Raw genomic sequence first — 20,910 nt, 5'->3', positions numbered from 1 at the left:
AAAAGAAAGCCGTCCCGATTATTCGGGACGGCTTTCTTTTTATAAAAAATTTCAAGACTAAGCATTCCCGAAGAACAGATAACATAAACCAATTGCGGTACAAATACCAACAAAGTCTGCTAATAACATAGACCAAACCGTGTAACGGCTATTTTTAACGTTTACAGCACCAAAGTAAACTGCAATTACATAGAAAGTAGTATCAGAAGAACCTTGCAATATTGCCGCTAAACGACCTGCGAATGAATCTGCTCCATGTGTAGTCATAGTGTCAATCATCATACCTCTAGCGCCACTGCCACTTAGAGGTTTAATTAACGCTGTTGGAACGCCATCAATAAATCTTGTGTCGGCACCTAAAGCACCAAATACACTTTTAAAGCCATCTATTACTATGTCAAATGTACCGCTTGTTCTTAATAAGCTAATGGCAATCAACATTCCTACTAAGTAAGGGATAATCCTAATAGCGGTATCAAAACCGCCTTTAGCACCTTCTACAAATGCATCAAAAATATCGATGCGTTTATACAAACCACCTAGTACAATAGATACAAAGATTAATAACATCAAGCCGTTGCTTAATAAACCAGAAAAAGATTGCAGCCCAGCGGTATTTAGATTTACTACATATAATACCATTAAAGCTATCACTGCCGAAATGCTACCTACCCAAGCAATAATTACAGGTTGAAAAAGATTAATTTTCTGTTTGATGGAAACGATAATCATTGCGGCCATGGTGGCTACAAACGTTGCAATCATACAAGGGATGAAAATTTCCGTTGGGTTTGCCGATTTCAAGGTAGCTCTTATGGCGATAATACTCACTGGAATTAGCGTTAAGCCCGAGGCGTGCAAACACAAAAACATAATCTGTGCATTTGAGGCAACCGCCTTGTTTGGATTGAGCTCTTGCAAGCTTTCCATCGCTTTGATACCAAATGGCGTTGCAGCGTTGTCTAAGCCTAGCAAGTTAGCAGAGAAATTCATCACCATGTGCCCGGTAGCCGGATGACCTTTTGGAACTTCGGGGAAAATTTTAGAAAAGAATGGCCCGATAACACGAGATAATAAGCGAATACCGCCAGCTTTTTCTGCAATACTCATGAAGCCCATAAATAAAGCCATTACACCAATTAAACCAATACAGATTTGTACCGCATTTAAGCTGGTTTGTATCACGCCATCAACTTTTGTAAGATTGGTTGGGTCATCGGCTTTGCCAATTACCATCCAGCTAAATATCTCTGTTTGACCAAAGAAGAAGCATTTAATGGAAGCTACTAAAATAGCAACGATAATAAATGCCGACCAAATTCTACTTAATGCCATTTGTTTGGGTTTAGTTTTATGCGTTGAATTTAGTGTTTTTGCGGTATTTTACATCAAATAGATAACGATTAATTTAAAATTTTGCCACAGATACACAGATTTAAAATCAGAAATTGAGATAAGTATATATGTGTGAAGTTTATACAATCAAATTTCCAGCCCTAAAAGCTAAAACAATTTGCTTTTCTTTGAGCAGTTCAAAATCTGCGGTTTTATTGAATACGATATTTCCCTTTATCACGCAGTTTTCACCATCATAAACATGATATGCATCGCAGAAACTTAAATCTCCAATGTCTTCTATGCTGTAGCTCTTATAAGTACTCATCCCATCCGCATTTGGACATTCATCGTAATTGATACCAATACTAACTAGAGTTCCATCTAAAATTACATTGTTGATAAGGATATGGAAAATTTGCTTATTGTTTTGAGCAATGGCAAAGTAATTCTCTGTACGCTGATTTTCATAGCTTTTTGTAGCAATAGAAATTAATCCCGATAGGATAGAAGCGAAGTAATACTTTCTGATTTGCTGTTTTTCTGGATCATCCAAATATCCGCCAGCTTCAATTAAAATGGTAGATGTTCCCGCTTTTTGGAAATTATCACCAAATGCTCTTGGCTCATATTCATCGTCAAACAAACCAATTTGCTGCGGCAGTATTTGATCCAGTTCCTTAAATATATCTGCAATCACTAACATCGCATTTTCGCGAACCTGATTTATAGAAAGTGCTTTGTCAAAAGCTGGTGCTAGATAGGAGAGTGTTGCTGGCTTTAAAGTTTCATCAACACTCCATAAGGTAGTTTGGTCATGCAAATTGAAACCAAAATCAGGTTCAAAATCATCTCTTGCTTGTTTTAAAATCTTTCCTTCTGGCGTTGCTGTTTGTATAAAATCTCTGTTGATATCAATCTGTTGTGCATTTCTTCTGGCAAATACAGCTGCTCCATCAGGGTTTACCATTGGGATAAAAAGCAATTCGCAGTTATCCTTAATGAGTTTTACTATTTCATTATCTTGTTGCAAGAAATTGAACAAATCGAACAGTGCCATAGTTCCAGTAGCTTCGTCACCATGCATTTGGCTCCACAACATTACTTTAGTTTTGCCTTTTCCCCATTTAACGGAGTTGATACTTTTTCCCTTTACCGAATCGCCCAATTGTTTTGGTGCGAAATCAGCAGACAATTGCTCAATTAATGGAAGTAGATTTTCATGTTTGAAGAAACGATTTGTTAACGTTTTCTCTTCGAAAGTGGTGTAGTTGCTTAGGACGGTTGTGATGTTCATTTGAAATCGAAGTTAAAGAAAAATCGCCATTGCGAGAAGGAGAAGTAATCCCTAATTTGGATAGATTGCTTCGTCGTTTCTCTCCTCGCAATGACGACTTGAATAATTGCTAACTGAAAACTGTTAACCGAAAACTGACTAAGGTTTCTCGTCAGTTAATTCAAATCCCCAAGTTTTTCCTTTTTCGGTTGCTGGTACTCCGCCAACCATCCAAACTGGCGCTTTTGCACCTTTCAGATAGTGATCGAAGAACTGTTGCTCACGAATTTGGATGTCTTTTCTGTTTTGACGTTGTATTAAGTTATGTGCTTCATTGTTATAATTCAACAACCAAACTGGTTTACCCAAACGTTTTAAGCCAGTAAACATCTCAATACCTTGATACCAAGGCACAGCTCCATCTGCATCGTTGTGCATTACTACAACTGGTGTATTTACCTTAGGGAAGTTAAACAATGGAGAGTTTTGGATATATAACTCCGGTTTTTCCCATAAAGTTGCACCAATTCTACTTTGCGTTTTTTCGTACTGGAACTGACGGTTCATACCACTTTCCCAACGGATACCACCGTAAGCAGACGTCATATTAACAACCGGTGCGCCAGCCCAAGCTGCAGCATACATATTGGTTACTGTAATTAAATGCGATACTTGGTAACCACCCCAACTTTGTCCTTGAATACCTATTTTAGTACCATCTACCCAAGCATTTTTCTTCAAGTGCTCTACACCAGAATTGATAAATTCTTCTGCAGATTTGCCTGGATAACCAGTTTCGTAACTGATATCTGGTGCAAAAACTAGATATTCGTTACTCACGAAGAAAGGAATGTTTAAGCGTGAAGGTGTAGGAGCAGGAGCTTGGTAAGAGTATAAACCATCAGAAAGTTTCTCATAGAAATACACAATCATCGGATATTTCTTATTTGGATCGAAATTTTCTGGCTTATACAAAATACCTTGAGATTTATATCCTTTAGGTGTAGTCCAACTTACTAATTCACTTGTACCCCAATTGTAGTTTGCCTGTTGAGGATTTGTACTGCTTAATTTTGTAGCTGTTTTGAAATCTTTTGATAAATAAACGTCTGGAGATTTGATGTAGCTTCCTTTATCGTAAATGAATAAATCTGCATCCTTTGCTTTAACCAACGATGAAAATTTTGCTTTCTCCATCGTTAACTGCTCAGGCAATTTATTATCATTAATCGCTTTGCGGAAAATGCCGTTTTCTTTGGTGACATTATTTAACGCATCGAAATAAAGCACTTCATTCTTTTTAAAGAAACGATCGTCGCTGTTACCACCAGTGTTTCTAAAACCCATTACACGTTCTGCCCCAATACTAACTCTTTCTACACGCAAAGTAATATTGTTAGAGCGACCGTAGCCGATAGTTACATTTTTAGGTGCAGATTTTCCATCTGGAGAGAATGCCCAAACATCATAACGGTCGTTGATTAACACTAATTTATCATCTTCAGTCCAGCCAGCTAAGCCGTAGCTTCTTGCGTAATCTGGCACATCATTTTCTTCGTCAGCAAATTTTGCAGACATATTATTGTTTAACAACGTAATTTTTCCAGTAGCTACTTGGTAAGTATACCAGTTGCCATTTTCGTTGTTGAAATAAAGCACATATTGACCGCCAGGCGAAGCCATAGCTTGTCCAATCAATCCATCGATGATCTTTTTGCGGCTACCGTTTTTAACGTCTACTAAATAATAATCTCTTTTGCTGCTTCCAGTCCATTGTGTAGCTGCACGGTTTCCAAAATCTGTAGATGCGAGTACGTAAGGCGAATCACCCTCGTTCATCAAAGACGCATCTTGTAATTTTACATCTGTTAAAGGAATAACCTTAGGATCAGAGCTGTAAACATCAATCACGCTCAAATAACTTCTTTTCGATTCTCTATCTGCGTTCTTTAACTGAATAGTTTGTAGATAATCATCCTTATAACCCCAAATATCCAACTTAGCATTTTCAAACTCTACCAATGTGGTGTCTTTTGGAAGTTTTTGAGGAGCAATGCCGAAGAACAATTTGCTGCCATCTTTACTGAAATTCAATCGTCCATCGGCACTAACCACATATTTGCTAGGTAAACCAGCAATTTCATTGTCGATTAAAACCTGTGCAGTATCCAAGCTTAACGAGTTAAAATAAACGTTGTAATCTTTGATTTCTTTTTTCTCTGGATCAGTTTCGCCTAAGAAAGCTAAGTGTTCGCTATCCTCATCAAATGTGAAGCCTTTAAAAGTGCCTTTGTCTTTTACCAAAGTTTTTAAGGTCCATTTTTCAGTATCTAACAAGAAAACACCGTGCTTAGCTGCCACATCTTTTTTAGAGCCAGATGCTGCAAATACCAAAAGTTTACCATTTTTGCTGAAAGCATAATCGGTTACATATTTGTAGGTTTTCTCTACACCTGTAGTTAAGTTTTTAACAATAAGGTCGCTACCTTCTTTACTTGCAGCGCCGCCCGCAGCAGGTTCATCAGCGAGGTAATCACTATCGTTTTTTCCTGGCGCAGCCGATGATGGCCTTGTCTTTTTAGAAGTGTCTAATGGTTTTTCTAAATTATATGCAATGATTGAAACACCCTTATCTGGAAATGAAAATGATTTTACACGAGGAACTTTAGTAACGTTCAAAGTGGTCAGGTTCACAATTGCCAAAGTATCTTTGGTCATTTCATCTGGCTTTTTCTTTTTGATTTTTGCCTGTCTAACATCTTTAAATTGAGGCTTTACAGCTAATGCTGCAAATTTAGAGTCATTGCTGAACGATAAATTGGTACCTCTAGCTACAGTTAGTTTCCTTCCAGTGGGAATAAGCGTTTCTTGGAAATACAGGTTTCCATCGCCTTCTTGGGGACTAATAACGTAGCTTGCCCAAGCGCCATTGTTAGTTAGTTGTTTGCTGCCAACCGATTGCCACGCATCATATACGCTGTGGTCTAAAGGTTTTTTCTGCGCAAATACAGCACTGCTGATCAGCACAAAAAACAAAAAGAGTTTCTTTTGCATGTTATTTTATAAATAAATTTTATTTGTTGGTTAAATTATTCTAAAAATCGTAATTAATAGAACTTAAAGCAAATGTTAAGGTAAATATTACAATTGGAATGAGGGATTTTCTTGAGCACTCAACCAATCTCTTTTTAATAATGAAAAACAGATGGAATCTTCATGTTTTCCTTCGTAGAAATAATCTTCTCTCATTACGCCTTCCTTAACAAAACCGTATTTATCAATCAGTTTTAACGATGCTTCGTTCCAATCAGCAATTAACGCTTCAATTCTATTTAGATTCATTTGCTCGAAGCCATATTTTAGTATTTCTACAAGCGCTTCTGTCATGTAGCCTTTTTGCTTATGCTCATCTTTCTTTAGGAGATAGAATAATTCAGCTCTGCTATGTTTTCTGTTCCAAGTATGAAATCCGCATTCGCCAATAATCTTATTGGTTTCCTTTTCTATTAGGAAGAAGTAAAGAAATGAAAGCTGAAAAGTTTCCATTCCATTCAAAAACATATCCTGATATCGCTCAAAGCCAGCTTCGTCTACATTTAATAGAGAAATTATTTCTGCTTTAGTATGATTATTAAACACTTGCGTGATGAGTTTAGGTGTGATGGCTTTAAAGTAAAGGCGCTCGGTTTGTAGTAGTATTTCGTGCATTTAGTTTAACTTATGATAATGAAAATAATTTTTTTTTGTTAGCTACAGATGCGCAGGTGATTTTTTTATAGCATTGTTTCCGTCATTTCGATGATAGAAGAAATCTAACGATTTGAAAATTAATTGAGCTCTTTTTTTATCATCAACAACATGTAACAAAAAAAAACACTTCGTCTTTCGTAATAGCGAATTAGTTCCATAAAAAAAAGCACCATTGCTGGTGCTTTCTGTATTATTGTTTTGTTTTGTTGTTGCTATTTTTTCTTTTGGTTAGCTTGTTGTTGTTGCTGACGCATATAGTCTTCTAAACGAGCTTGGAAACCAGATTTCTTTTTCTCCACTTTTGGCTTTGCCTTATTTTCTTGCAAAATAGCGTGGATTTTATCATCGTTTACCATTTTTCTAATTAAGAACTGTTGCAAGAAAGTAAGCATGTTGGCCAAGAAATAATAATAGTTTAATCCAGATGGATAGCTATTTAACACCCCTAAGAAAATAATTGGCATAATGTAACCAATGTATTTCATTTGACCGGTAGCACCTGAAATCTGATTGTTAAAGTAAGTGTAGATCAATGTTGAAATCGTCATCAAAATACACATCAAACTTAAGTGATCACCAATGAAAGGAACGTTGAACCCAAAATTGATAAAGTTATCGTACGTAGACAAATCTTTCATCCAAAGGAAACTCTCGCCACGTAACTCAAACAAGTTAGGGAAGAAAAAGAAGAATGCCATTACGAAAGGTAACTGCAACAACATCGGTAAACAGCCTCCTAACGGATTTACACCAACTTGTTTGTACAACTTCAAATATTCTTGCTGTAATAGGGTAGGATTGTCTTCGCCAACTTTAGCTTTAATCTCATCCATTTCTGGCTTTAAAACTCTCATTTTAGCCATAGAAACGTACGATTTGTACGTTAATGGCGACATGGCAAGTTTCAAGAGAATGGTTAACACTAAGATGATTAAGCCATAACCCCAGTTAAATCCTTCTAAAAAGTTAAACACAGGCAATACCACAAAACGGTTAATGTATTTTAGTGGCCAGTAACCTAAATCTACCTGTTTTTCAATTTCATGTCCCTGATCTTTCAAGGTGCTGAACTTGTTGGTTCCAAAATAGAACTTGAAGTTATAATTTTGAGCTGCTAACTGGTTAAATGGCATTTGCATATTAGCACCATACCATTTAATTTTCCCTGGTTCTGTAGATACCTTTGTCTCTAAATTACCTTTTTCGAAAGGAACAGATGGAATTAAAACTGCAGAGAAGAAGTGTTGTTTGAATGAAAACCATTCAATTTTACCTTCGGTAAGCTCTTTTTTCTCATCTTTATGTAATTCTAAATGATCTGGAGTTTCTTCTGTGTATTTAAAATACGGACCAGAGTGTTCTTGCTCTTTTTTGGCGTCTTTTTCCTGTTGTAGTAAGGTAGTCTCCCAGTTTAGGTTAACATTATTACCTTGTACAACTTGGTTTAAACCATTTAGATTGATATTGAAATCAAGATTATTGCCCTGTGCTGGAAGCGTGTAAATGAAATCTACGTATTTATCTGCACTGTAATTAGCACGCATACTAACACCGTTGCCAGTTTTAGTAGCAGTAAAGTACAAATCGTTAGTGCTCGTAATTTTACCACCAATATTCAGATTTAAACCGAATTTATTTTGGTTCCCATCAAATAAAATTAATGGTTTGCCTGTATACGTTTTTTCGTTTTTAACCTCAACCGATTGGATTTTACCACCTAAGTTATTGAAAGTGATTTTTAATTTTTCGTTCTCTAAAACTGTAGTTTGTTCAGTTCCTGTGATGTTAGCTCCGAAAGGACCTTTAAGCGCCGCTGTGTCTATTGTTTTTACCGGTTCTACGGTAGGTTTAACTGCTGCAGGAGCTTTAACACCTGCTCTTCTTAATGAGTCTGCTCTTTGTACTTCTCGTTCTTTTTTGATTTCAGCTTCTGTAGGTTTCATGAAGAAAACGCCACCTGCTAAAATAATCATAATCAGGAACAGACCCGTGAATGTATTTCTATCCATTATACTGTTTATATACTGCTTTTAAATTGCCTTCTTTTTTACCTGCTCCATTGCAGCGGCCACAAATTTAATAAAAAGTGGGTGAGGATTAGCAACTGTTGATTTTAATTCTGGGTGGAACTGTCCACCTACAAAGAAAGGATGGTTTTTAAGTTCTACAATTTCTACTAAGCCACTTTCAGGATTGATACCAGAAGCAATCATTCCTGCTTCTTCGTATTGTGCTAAGTATTTGTTATTGAACTCGTAACGATGACGGTGTCTTTCTGAAATGTGTTGTTTTCCGTAAGCGGCAAAAGCTTTTGTGCCTTTTTTAACATCACATGGATAAGCACCTAAGCGCATTGTACCACCTTTGGTTGTAATGTTTTTTTGCTCTTCCATCATATTGATCACTGGATGCGGAGCATTTTCATCGATTTCAGTTGTATTCGCATCTTTCAATCCCAATACATTTCTACCAAATTCAATTACACAGCATTGCATGCCTAAACAAATACCAAAGAAAGGAACATTGTTCTCTCTTACGTATTTAATGGCCTCAATTTTCCCCTCAATACCGCGACTGCCAAAACCTGGAGCAACTAAAACACCATCTAAATGAGCTAGTTTTTCCTTAACGTTATCTGCGTAAATGCTTTCTGAAGGAATATATTCTACACGAACTTTACATTCATTTTTCGCACCAGCGTGAATAAATGATTCTGTAATTGACTTATAAGCATCTGGTAACTCCACGTATTTACCAACCAATCCGATTTTTACTTCAGAAGTTGGGTTTTTCAAGCGACCTAAGAAGTCTTTCCAGCTTTCCATGCTTGGTTCTGCCTTAGTTGGTAGCTTTAATTTACTTAATACGGTTTTATCCAATTGCTCTTTGTACATCAACAATGGCACATCATAAATTGTAGATGCATCCATAGATTCGACTACCGCATTGATGTTAACGTTACAAAATAATGCAATTTTTCTTCTAATGTCTTGACTTATTGGGTGTTCTGTTCTGCAAACCAAAATATCCGGCTGGATGCCGTACTCTAATAAAGCTTTTACGGAGTGTTGTGTTGGCTTAGTTTTTAACTCGCCAGCTGCAGCTAAATAAGGTACTAACGTTAAGTGAATAACTAAGGCGTTGTTATTTCCTTCTTCCCATTTAAACTGACGAACAGCTTCTACGAAAGGTAATGATTCGATATCACCAACAGTACCACCAATTTCAGTGATTACGATGTCGTACTCGCCGCTTTCGCCTAAAATGCGCATGTTACGTTTAATCTCATCGGTAATGTGAGGTACAACTTGTACGGTTTTACCTAAAAACTCACCTTGACGCTCTTTATTGATAACGTTTTGATAGATACGACCAGTTGTAATGTTGTTGGCTTGCGAAGTAGGAACGTTTAAGAAACGCTCATAGTGACCTAAGTCTAAATCGGTTTCTGCACCATCTTCAGTTACAAAACATTCGCCGTGCTCGTAAGGGTTCAATGTTCCTGGATCGATGTTGATGTAAGGGTCGAACTTTTGGATGGTTACTCGGTAACCTCTGGCTTGTAAAAGTTTAGCTAAAGATGCGGAAATGATGCCTTTTCCTAACGAGGAAGTAACACCGCCCGTAACAAAAATATACTTAGTCATGGATGAATTTTTGTTGCAACAAATACATTTTGTTGCTTTTTGTACGGGATACAAAGGTAAGAAAATATTGCTTGTGTTTCTGCGCTGTTGATAATATATTTTTTGCAGTGGCAATACGTTGACCTACAAATGATAATGTAAATGCAAGGTCTGTTTATAAAAGTTTGATGGGTTTGATTTGAAATAGTAAAGCCACAGATGCACAGATTTTTTCCTTTAAAATAAATTATCTGTGCATTTGTGGCTGATAAAAACTACTTCGTCCTAGTCGGTCTAACTTCAATTTTTGAAGGCAGCACATTCGGATTTAAATTCAATAAATCTACTACCATCTGACCTAAATCTTCTGGTTGAATTTTCCATCCATCTGCATCATTTGGTTGATGATCGTTAAAATGAGAAGTTACCGAACCTGGCATAATCGTAGTAGTCTTTACATCGTATTCTCTCAGATCTAACATCGCTGCTTGCGTAAAACCAACTACACCAAACTTAGAAGCATTGTAGCCAGCGCCTCCAGCAAAGAAATTAGTTCCAGCTAAACTAGCAATCGAGATATAATAACCTTTGTTAGCTTTTAGTTGCTCTACAGTGGCTTTTAAGGTATGGAAAACACCAGTTAAATTCGTATCAATCATTGCATTCCAATCTTCTAAACTTAACTGATCGATAGGGCCAAACTTGCCTACTCCAGCATTTGCAATAACGATATCTAGCTTGCCAAACTTCGCCATGATTGCCGAAACAGCAGCTTCTTCATCGTTGTAATTTGCTACATTTGAAGCAATAGCTAGCACATTCTCACTACCTAAATCTGCAGCTGCTTTTTCTACGTCTGCTAAATTTCTGCCTGAGATAGCCACTTTTAAACCAGCATCAACCAATGCTTTTGCAATTCCGAAGCCTATTCCTTTTGTACCGCCTGTAATGTAGGCTACTTTATTTTCTAAACTCATATATTCTAAATAAAATTGAAATCAAAAGTGCGAAATCAATATGTATTCAATGTTTTTTGTATGTAAAATAAGCGAGCAGTTAACTTGTGCCAAGTCCTTGATAGCCGATAACATCCTCTGTACCTAACTTCTCTTTCAATCTGCTTTCATCGGTTAAATCTAGCCTTAATGGAGTAATAGATACGTAGTTGCGTTCCATAGCCCATCTATCACTGTTTTCTTCAGCTTGTTCTAATGATCTTACGGAAATCCAAAAGTTCTTTCTACCCATCGGATCTTCTCCTGGAATTACAGTGCCATCATATAAACTAACCGACTGTCTAGTCCACATCATTTTGGTTGGTTCTTTCGGGAAATTCACATTGTAAAGTGCTACCTCGTTCGTTTCAAAAAGCAGGCTTAAACATCGTTCTACAAAAGGGGCTAGCAAGTTAAAATCAGGTTCTGTTTTACCTACAGGTGTACTTAAGGCAATTCCTTTAACTCCCAGTAAAACTGCTTGTTTTGCAGCGGCTAATGTTCCAGAGTGCCACATCGAATTTCCTAAATTTGGCCCCATGTTGATACCCGATAAAACCACTTCCGTATCTGGGTACATGTGTAAACCTAAAGCCACACAATCTGCCGGCGTGCCATTCACGCGAAAAGCTTCAATTCCTTCAAAAGTAATGGGCGATTTTTTATAATTCAATGGCCTAGAATGAGTAATCGCGTGTCCCATAGAAGATTGTTCTACGTCTGGCGCAACTACTCGTACGGTTCCAAATTTTAATGCTGTTTGCGCTAAAGCTGCTATTCCCGGGCTATATATGCCGTCGTCATTAGTGATTAATATATTCATATTCATTAATTTTTGGTGATGTATTAAAAACTATTATTAGGCTGTTATTGTTGACAAGAAATGAAAATAGATTAGTCTTATGAAAATTGAGCAGACCAAAATACAGTTGATACACAACCCAACAGCAGGTGCCGAAGAGCACGAATCTGAACATTTGTTAGAGATGTTGCAGGCGGCAGGTTACAAGTGCAATTATTCTTCTTCGAAAAAGAAAATCCTTAAAAAGGTAGCTACAGATATAAAATATATTGCGGTTGCTGGTGGCGATGGCACTGTGCGCAAAGCGATTTTAGCAATGCTCGATAAAAAGCTGAAATACAAAAGACCTGTAGCTGTTTTACCATTGGGAACAGCAAACAACATTGCGAGTTCTTTAGGAATTGAAGAAAATTTAAGGCTAAACGCAGATGCTTGGAGAAAAGAAAAATTTCAAAAATTGGACATTGGGGTAGCCAGAACTCGTAAAGATGAAGAACATTTTATCGAATCCTTTGGTTTTGGTTTGTTCCCTGCTTTAATTAAATGGATGGATGAACAACCTAGAACACCGGCAGAAGAACCAGAAGAAGAAGTTAAGTTAGCGCATAACGCTTTGTTGCATTTAACCAAGCACTACGAACCTATTAAAGCATCCATGGTTTACGATGGAAAAGAAGTAAATGATGAGTTTTTAATGATCGAATTGCTTAATATCTCACGCTTGGGGCCTAAATTGCAGTTAGCTAAGGCAGATCCAGGTGATGGTTTGTTAGAATTGGTAATCGTCAAAGCAAATCAACGTCCAATTCTAATCAAGTATTTCGAAGAAATGGTAGCAGGTAAAAAGCCTGTGTTTCCAATTAAATCTATTCCTGTAAATCAAATCAAAATTTCAATAGATACGAAAGATATTCACGTAGATGATGAATTGAAAGAGGTTAAATTGCCTACTTGGAATGTTAGTCTTTTACCGCACATGGTGGATGTGATTTTAACAAAATAGTTGTTTTTATGAAGTTTAGACCACTCTATCTATTAATTCTCGTTACAATAGTAGCAGCTTGTAAAAGCGGTCCTTTTAATTTATTGAAGCCTGCAACGCCACACCAACAATATGAAAGAAAACTGGTTAACGCTGGTTTAGACCAAAATACAATGGGTAGGGCATGGATTACCAAGGCTAACAGCTTGTTGCCCAGTGCTATTGGTGTTAAAGTGCCTTACAAGGAAACTGGATATTTTGCAGCAGATAAAGTTGATGGGGCAAGTTTTAAGTTTACGCTACAGCGTGGGCAATTACTCACCGCTAGGTTAACTAAACAATCGGTAAGCAATTTTGCCATTTACATGGATATTTGGGAACGAAAAGATGATGGTGAGTTCAAAGTATTGGCATTTGCCGATAGTTTAGGTGCAGAAATACAATTGGAAGCCAAAAGAAGTGGTGAATATTTTCTGCGTTTGCAGCCAGAATTATTAGGTAGTGGCTCGTATACTTTAGAGTTAGCTATTGGTCCATCTTTGGCATACCCTTTAAAAGCAGTAAATAGAAAGCAAATTCAAAGTTTTTATGGTGTTGGTAGAGATAATAATACTCGTAGACACGAAGGAATTGATATTTTTTCGAGTTTTAGAACGCCTGTTCTGGCAATTGCCGAAGGAACGGTTACACGTGTTAACGAAAATAATTTAGGCGGAAAAGTAGTTTGGCTCCGCCCGAAAGGAAAAGATTATACCTTGTATTATGCGCACTTAGATGAACAAATTGCTACTGCTGGCCAGGAAGTTTTAATAGGAGATACGGTAGGACTGATGGGGAACACAGGCAATGCCAAAACTACGCCGCCACATCTGCATTTTGGAATTTACACTAGCGAAGGTGCTGTAGATCCGCTGCCATTTGTAGATCCGCTAATTCCAGCGGTACCAAGTATCAATAGTGATATTGCTAAGCTGAATACCACTCTTCGTACTTTAAATAGGCCTGTAGAAGTTGCCGGCAATCAACAGTTCTTAAATCCAGAAAGTTTAAAGCAAAGTACGGTTGTAAGGGTTTTGGCTGCAGTTGCAAATCAGTATAAAATTGAACTTCCCGATGGTAAAATAGCTTATGTTAGCAATAAATCTGTGGTAGAAACAAAACCGCTAAATACCCGTAAAATTGCAGCTGCTAATCAACCGTTACTCGATTATCCAAATGCAGTAGCTGGTGTTAAAACAAAACTTAATGTAGGGCAAACCGTAAATGTATTAGGTAATTTTGAGGATTTTCAGTTGGTAAGTACGCCCGCAGGCGAAGTAGGATGGCTAAGCTTAAAATGACGTAAATCTAATTAGGTTTCATAAATGTTGCAAAAACCTGCAAAAACAAGTAAAATCTATGATGCTTTTTTAGATTTGTTGATTATCTTTATGGTTCAATTAAATAGATAACCATGAAATTGTTTTCCTTCTTAGCTGTTGCTACACTATTATTCTCATGTTCACCTAAAATTAAGGCCACCAAATCTGATCCTACTAACGCAGGGATAAAAACAGGTGCTGAACAAACCGAGTTATACTTACCCTTAATTAAAGGAAAGAGAGTCGCAATACTGGCCAATCAAACTTCCATCATTGGAAAAACACATTTGGTAGATAGTTTACAGAAATTGGGTGTAAACATTGTAAAAGTGTTTGGTCCTGAGCATGGTTTTAGAGGAAATGCTAGTGCTGGTGCAAAAGTTTCTGATGAGATTGATCAACGTACTGGTATTCCTATCATCTCGTTGTACGGAAAGAAGAACAAGCCAAGTAAGGAAGATTTAGCTGACGTAGATATTTTAATTTACGATTTGCAAGATGTTGGCGTACGTTTTTACACTAATATCAATGCTTTATCTCGTTTAATGGAAGCTTGTGAAGCGAGTAAAAAAACACTTTTAATCTTAGATCGTCCTAATCCGAATGCGTATTTAATTGATGGACCAATTTTAGATATGAAATACAAGTCTGGCATTGGTATGTTTCCAATTCCAATGTCGCACGGTTTAACGGTTGCCGAGTTTGCACAAATGGCAAATGGCGAAGGCTGGTTAACGAATAAAGTAAAAGCAGATTTAAAGATTATCCCCGTGGCAAATTATAACCACGATATGCCATACACCTTACCAGTGCCACCATCTCCAAATTTGAATACACAACAGTCTATTCTGTTATATCCAAGCGTGTGTATGTTTGAGGGTGTGTATGTAAACCACGGTCGTGGAACTTATGATCCTTTTACCATTTTGGGAAGTCCAGCTTACAAAGGTATTTACAGCTTTAGCTTTACGCCAAAAAGCATTAAAGGCATGGCCGAAAGTCCAATTTTTATGGATGAAGTTTGCTATGGTATTGATCTGCGCAACTATGATACGCAGAAGTTAGTAAAAAGCAAAAAAATCAATTTCGAGTGGATTATGGAACTCTATAAAGCGCATCCAAAAAAAGAACAGTTCTTCGAATCCAAGTTCAGCAATCAAATGAATAACATAGAAATTCAAATTGGTCGTGGCGATTTTAGACAACAAATTATCGATGGTGTGCCTATTGAAACCATAAGAGCAGGCTGGGAGCCAGGGCTAAAAGCTTATAAGGAAATGAGAAAGAAGTATCTGCTTTATCCTTAGAGGCAGAAAGAAATCTAGCAAACTCGTTTTGTTTTTCTATTTTTAACAGCAATTTCTTACCTTAAAACGATAAAGACGCTGTTTAAAGCCTCATGACCAAAAAAACGAAATCAAACTTATTAGATGCCGAACTCATTCTCGAAATAAAGAACGGTAGCGAGCAAGCGTTTTATGAGTTGTATATGAGGTATAGTGCTTTGTTATTGGTGTATGCTCATCGAAAACTAGCTGATAAAGAGGAAGCCAAAGATGTGGTGCAGGAAGTCTTCGTTCGTTTTTGGGATCAAAGGATAAGTTTAGATTCGGATTTACAAGTATCTGCGTACCTTTACAAGGCAGTGCTAAATAAAGTGTTAAATATCTACAAACACAAAGATGTACTGCAACGCTTCGAAACAGAACAAATTAACAACGTAACGGCTGTAAGCAACGACACCGATTTCCTGATCCGTGAAAAGGAAATTAGAGCCATGATTGATCGGGAAATTGAAGCCATGCCAACACGCATGCGAGAAATCTATCAACTGAAAAAACAATATTTCCTAAGTACCAAAGCTATTGCAGAGAAATTAGAACTTTCTGAACACACAGTTTCTACACAGTTAAAAAGGGCCGCTAAGCTCCTAAAAGATAAGTTTGGCCTAGTTATTTACGTACTTTATATCCTCCGTTAAAAAGAAAATTAACTTTTTTTCATTTCCTTGTACCCATTTTTAAAAGATGAGTTGTTATACCTATAACAAGCATTATAAAAACGAATGGATATTGTTAAAGTAAATGAGTTGGTAGCTAAGTTGCGAAACGGCAGTCTTTCAAGTTCTGAGGAACAGGAATTGATGGTTTGGCTGCATCATTTTAACATGGATGGGAGCGCTGATTATAGTGATGATGAACTAGAAACCGCTCAACAAGAAATGTGGCAACAAATCGATGTCGCCAAAGTGCTACCTATTAAAAATACCAAATCGTTTAAGTTATATACATGGATTGCAGCTGCTGCAGCTATTGTTTTGATAACGCTTAGTGTGCTATTATACAATAGTGGCAATAAAAACCGTTTTTACATTGCTAATGATATTGCAGCTGGTAAAAGTGCGGCAACATTAACCTTGGCAGATGGGAGGAAGATAGATTTGGGAAGTTTAAAGTCGGGAGAGGTGTTACAGCAAGATGGTTTGGTGGCTTACAAAACAGTAGACGGTCATTTAATCTATGAAATTCAGCCTTCAGTTGCTAAACAAACAAACAACAGCGGGTTAAACACACTTTCTACGGCTAAGGGACAAACTTACCAAGTGCTCTTGCCAGATGGTTCGAGAGTTTGGTTAAATGCAGCATCTTCTCTGCAATATGCCACCGATTTTGCCAACAAAAATCTTCGCGAAGTAGAACTTCAGGGCGAAGCCTATTTTGAAGTTAAGAAAGATAGCCGTCATCCTTTTAGGGTAAAAACTAAAGCGCAAACGGTGGAAGTGCTAGGAACCCATTTCAATATCAGTAACTATCCAGATGAAAGCACTATACGTACCACTCTAGTAGAAGGTAGTGTAAAAGTCAAATCGGAAGTTTCAGGATTTGAGCAAGTTCTTCAGCCTAATCAACAGGCAATTGCAAATGGTAATGGTATTCAGGTTAAAACAGTAAACACTGCAGAAGTTATAGACTGGAAAGATGGGAAGTTTGTTTTCAGCAATGAAAGTATAGAAAGTTTAATGCGGAAAATTGCCAGATGGTACAATGTGGAAGTAGTTTACGAAGGTGAAATAACTAAAGAACGTTTTGGCGGGCAGGTATCTAGATCGCAGCCCATCTCAAAAATATTAGAAGCGCTCCAACTCACAGGATTTGTAGAATTTAAAGTCGAAGGAAGGAGGATTACCGTTTTATCGAATGACTAACATTTAAACGGTAAGTCAAAAAAAAACAGGTCCCGACTGCAATCAGGACCTGCAAAAAGTTTGAATTATCGCTCAACATTTATTGGACTAACAACAATTATCAACTAACAACCAAACTAAACAAATGTATAAAATTTACGTGTCAAAATTGACAGGACTGTGGGCCTTGCAGTCTAAATTGTGGAAAGTGATGAGGATAATCATTTTATTGATTTTAGCAGGTATTTTTAAAGTGCAGGGAAATACCTATGCGCAAAAAATCACACTTAACGAAAAAAACGAAACTCTAGTTAGTGTGCTTCAAAAAATTGGCGCACAAAGTGGATATGATTTCGTTTATGGAAATACCACCATCAAAAATGCCAAGCTGGTAAATATCGCTGTAAGTAATGAAGAATTTGAAAACGTATTAAAGAAGGTTTTCGATGGACAAAGATTTACTTATACCATCAGAAACAAAACCGTGGTACTTTACGACCAGCCAAAGGGTTTCTTCGAGACCGTAAGCGATTACTTTAAAGCTATTCGTCTTACGGGGAAGGTTTTAGATCAAAACAATCAACCGCTGCCAGGAGTAAATGTTCAGGTAAAAGGTACTGGAACTTTGACTTCTACAGATCAAAGTGGTAATTACAGTATTACTGTTCCTGATGAAAATGCAGTTTTAGTATTCAGCTATATAGGTTTCGATACTCGCGAAATTAAAGTTGGCAAGCAAACCAAAATAGATGTAACACTACAAATGACTACCAATAGGTTAGAGGAAACGGTTATCATCGCCTATGGCACACAGAAAAAAACAGACGTTACAGGCTCGTTAGCAACCATCTCCGGCGATGCTATTAAAGATTTGCCATCAACCATTAACGTAGAACAGGCTTTGCAAGGTAGAGCAGCAGGGGTAATGGTAATTCAAGAAAGCGGTCAGCCTGGTGCAGCAACAAGAGTTCGTATCAGAGGTGCTTCATCTTTGTTAGGCTCTAATCAGCCTTTATATGTGGTAGATGGCGTGCCTGTAGTAGCCGAAGGAAATATTCCAGATAATGGAAGTGTCTTAAACGGAAATTTAATCGATCAAGGTTTAAGTTCGCCTTTAAATAACTTAAATCCAGCAGATATTGAGAGCATGACAGTTTTAAAGGATGCGTCAGCAACAGCTATTTATGGCTCCAGAGCTGCTAACGGTGTGGTGGTAATTACCACTAAAAAAGGCAATGCCAAGACCGGACCTAGTTACACCTTTAATACTACGGTAAGTTTGCAAGAAGCACAAACACAAAAAGTATTAAATGCAGCTCAGTTTAAAGAGATTTGGACAGAGGCGGCTAACAATTCTACTTCGACAGCATTACAAGTACAGCAGATTAAAAATGGAACATATTTTCGGGATGCTGATACAGATTGGGAAAAAGAAGTAAGTCCAGAAAGTGCGTTATCAAGGAATATTAACGTTGCTGCTAGTGGTGCAACAGATAAAGTAAACTATTATGTGAGTTTAGGCTCAATGGATCAAGACGGTACTTTTGTAAACTCGAACTTTAGTCGTTACAATATGTTGGTAAACCTGGATATTGCTGCATCTAAAACCATAAAGCTTGGTACTTCATTAAATCTTTCTTCTTCTACGCAAACCTCTCCAGACCCGCTTTTGTTAACTCGTATTTATACGTTCCGTCCAGATTTGCCTGTATATAATCCAGACGGAACCTTTACTTTCTCCGAGGGCTGGTCACAAGAAAATCCAGTAGCATTATCAAAAGCTAGCAACACAAATAAAACTGCTCAGGTATTCGGTTCAGTTTATGGAGAAGCTACTATTGCTAAAGATTTCAGATTACGCTCGGCCTTATCTGTTAACTATAATAATGGATCGCTCAGTAGTTTTTATCCAAGTCAAACGATATTAGGTGGTTGGGCAAGAGCTACTGGCGACGGATCTGGTTATGGTCAGCAGGGTCGTAGCCAATTTCTTTCTCATTTGTGGGAGAACACCTTGAATTATAAAAAAGTGTTAGCTGGTGAGCATTCGATAGATGGCGTACTAGGTGCTTCTTGGCAGGGTGATAATAATGAGTTTATTACTGCAATGGGTATGGGCTTTCCACAAGATGATATTTTAAATAATCTTTCGAGCGCAAGTAGTAATTTTATCGTTCGTGGCAATAAAACTCAAAGTGGATTAGTCTCTTTCTTTGGTCGAGCGAATTATGCCTACAAAAGTAAGTACATTTTAAGTATATCTGCTCGTACAGACGGTTCTTCGAAATTTGCACAAGAAAACAAGTGGGCATTTTTTCCAACGGCCTCGGGTGCATGGAGAATTTCGGAAGAAAACTTCTTGAAGGGTGCTACTTTTTTAAATGAATTAAAACTGCGTGCCAGTATTGGTGTAACCGGGCAGCAAAATTTTGGTCCTTATCAATGGCGTACACTTTTTGGCGCCGATCAGTATGGTGGCTTACCTGCCGTTGTGCAAAACCAACTCGGTAACAATAGATTAAGATGGGAGCTAACCACCCAAACTGATATTGGTTTAGACTTCGAGTTGTTTAAAGGTCGCTTAGGAGGAACGGTAGATTACTATGTGAAAGATACCAAAGACCTATTGTTTAGGGTAATGTTACCGGGAAGCACCGGTTTCGCCGAAACTATTGCCAACCTAGGTCGCACACAGAATAAAGGTTTAGAATTCAGCTTAAATGGAGATATTATTAAGGCAAAAGATTTCCAATGGAACCTTTCGATAAATGCAGCTTTCAATAAAAATAAATTAGTATCACTTAATAGCGACTTCCTAAATGCTGCAACTGGAAATATTTCTCCTCCATCATCAGGTTATAACCTTAGAATTGGTCAGCCGCTAGGTATTATTTATGGCCGAGTTGCGGATGGATTAATTCAAACGCAAGCAGAACTAGATGCTTTAAATGCGGGTTCATCTACAGGAGTATATCAAAATGTAAATACAAGACCGGGTGATATCAAATTTGTAGATCTGAATGGCGACGGTAGAATTACATCTGATGACCAAACTGTAATTGGAAATGCTTTGCCAGATTTGGCCGGCGGTTTTACCAATACATTTAAATACAAAGGTTTTACCCTAAATGCGCTATTTACCTATTCTGTTGGTAACGATATACGCTGGGGAACCATGGCTACAAATGTTAACTATACTAATATTGCGGCTGGTGAGAATAAAATGGATTTGGCATTAAATCGTTGGAGACCAGATGCACCAAGTAATATTCCTAGAGCAGTGTATGGTGATCCAAATTCAAATAATTTAATTTCTAGCTTTTACGTTTATGATGGCTCTTTTTTAAGATTAAAGAATGTGACTTTAGCCTATTCTTTACCGAAAACCTTATTAGCTAAAACTGGTTTCATTAAAAATGTGGAGGTAAGCGCTACAGCTACCAATTTATTTACCATAACCAATTATCCTGGGCCAAATCCAGAAACTTCGAACTTATTCAATAACGATTTAAGTACAGGTTTAGATAATAGCCGTTTTCCGCTAGCGAAAATTTACACGTTTGGTCTTAGGGCAACATTTTAACCATTAATTAAAAAAG

14 protein-coding genes are annotated in these 20,910 nt (G+C 37.4%); 6 read left to right on the top strand and 8 right to left on the bottom strand.

Annotation, left to right across the window (positions count from 1 at the left end):
- Positions 1-57 precede the first annotated feature (57 nt).
- The 8 genes from AC23ME_RS05635 to surE all read right to left on the bottom strand — a co-directional run bounded on the left by AC23ME_RS05635 (position 58) and on the right by surE (position 11,805).
- On the bottom strand, positions 58-1,335 hold the full coding sequence (locus AC23ME_RS05635) for a nucleoside recognition domain-containing protein (protein WP_487726782.1): 1,278 nt from the start codon (positions 1,333-1,335) through the stop codon (positions 58-60).
- Positions 1,336-1,474: 139 nt separating this feature from the next.
- Positions 1,475-2,632, bottom strand: a complete 1,158-nt coding sequence (locus AC23ME_RS05630) for a M14 family zinc carboxypeptidase (protein WP_487726781.1) — start codon at positions 2,630-2,632, stop codon at positions 1,475-1,477.
- 138 nt (positions 2,633-2,770) lie between these two features.
- Entirely contained in the window at positions 2,771-5,665 is a 2,895-nt protein-coding gene (locus tag AC23ME_RS05625; RefSeq protein ID WP_487726780.1) for an alpha/beta hydrolase family protein, read from the bottom strand.
- A gap of 87 nt (positions 5,666-5,752) precedes the next feature.
- Positions 5,753-6,319, bottom strand: a complete 567-nt coding sequence (locus tag AC23ME_RS05620; protein ID WP_487726779.1) for a GNAT family N-acetyltransferase — start codon at positions 6,317-6,319, stop codon at positions 5,753-5,755.
- Between the two features lie 254 nt (positions 6,320-6,573).
- Complete coding sequence (gene yidC, locus AC23ME_RS05615; RefSeq protein ID WP_487726778.1) at positions 6,574-8,370, bottom strand: membrane protein insertase YidC; 1,797 nt, start codon at positions 8,368-8,370, stop codon at positions 6,574-6,576.
- A 21-nt stretch (positions 8,371-8,391) separates the two neighbouring features.
- A complete protein-coding gene (pyrG, locus tag AC23ME_RS05610; protein ID WP_487726777.1) occupies positions 8,392-10,008 on the bottom strand; it encodes a CTP synthase in 1,617 nt (538 codons plus the stop codon).
- Between the two features lie 254 nt (positions 10,009-10,262).
- A complete protein-coding gene (locus tag AC23ME_RS05605; RefSeq protein ID WP_487726776.1) occupies positions 10,263-10,964 on the bottom strand; it encodes an SDR family oxidoreductase in 702 nt (233 codons plus the stop codon).
- A 79-nt stretch (positions 10,965-11,043) separates the two neighbouring features.
- A complete protein-coding gene (gene surE / locus AC23ME_RS05600; protein WP_487726775.1) occupies positions 11,044-11,805 on the bottom strand; it encodes a 5'/3'-nucleotidase SurE in 762 nt (253 codons plus the stop codon).
- Between the two features lie 79 nt (positions 11,806-11,884).
- On the opposite strand from surE, the gene AC23ME_RS05595 reads away from it, so the two are divergent.
- The 6 genes from AC23ME_RS05595 to AC23ME_RS05570 all read left to right on the top strand — a co-directional run bounded on the left by AC23ME_RS05595 (position 11,885) and on the right by AC23ME_RS05570 (position 20,894).
- Positions 11,885-12,787: a diacylglycerol/lipid kinase family protein gene (locus AC23ME_RS05595; protein ID WP_487726774.1), complete on the top strand. Its 903-nt coding sequence runs from the start codon at positions 11,885-11,887 to the stop codon at positions 12,785-12,787.
- A gap of 8 nt (positions 12,788-12,795) precedes the next feature.
- Positions 12,796-14,106 (top strand): peptidoglycan DD-metalloendopeptidase family protein, encoded by a 1,311-nt coding sequence (locus tag AC23ME_RS05590; RefSeq protein WP_487726773.1) that lies wholly within the window; start codon positions 12,796-12,798, stop codon positions 14,104-14,106.
- A 113-nt stretch (positions 14,107-14,219) separates the two neighbouring features.
- Positions 14,220-15,434 (top strand): exo-beta-N-acetylmuramidase NamZ family protein, encoded by a 1,215-nt coding sequence (locus AC23ME_RS05585; protein ID WP_487726772.1) that lies wholly within the window; start codon positions 14,220-14,222, stop codon positions 15,432-15,434.
- A gap of 92 nt (positions 15,435-15,526) precedes the next feature.
- Positions 15,527-16,108, top strand: coding sequence for an RNA polymerase sigma factor (locus AC23ME_RS05580; protein ID WP_487726771.1), 582 nt, complete (start codon positions 15,527-15,529; stop codon positions 16,106-16,108).
- An 84-nt stretch (positions 16,109-16,192) separates the two neighbouring features.
- Complete coding sequence (locus AC23ME_RS05575) at positions 16,193-17,332, top strand: FecR family protein (protein ID WP_487726770.1); 1,140 nt, start codon at positions 16,193-16,195, stop codon at positions 17,330-17,332.
- A 190-nt stretch (positions 17,333-17,522) separates the two neighbouring features.
- On the top strand, positions 17,523-20,894 hold the full coding sequence (locus AC23ME_RS05570; protein ID WP_487726769.1) for a TonB-dependent receptor: 3,372 nt from the start codon (positions 17,523-17,525) through the stop codon (positions 20,892-20,894).
- Positions 20,895-20,910 lie beyond the last annotated feature (16 nt).

It is taken from the genome of Pedobacter sp. T50_32 (assembly GCF_057652195.1).
The sequence above is the reverse complement of the archived record's forward strand: the minus strand, read 5'-3'. Positions and strand labels throughout refer to the sequence as shown.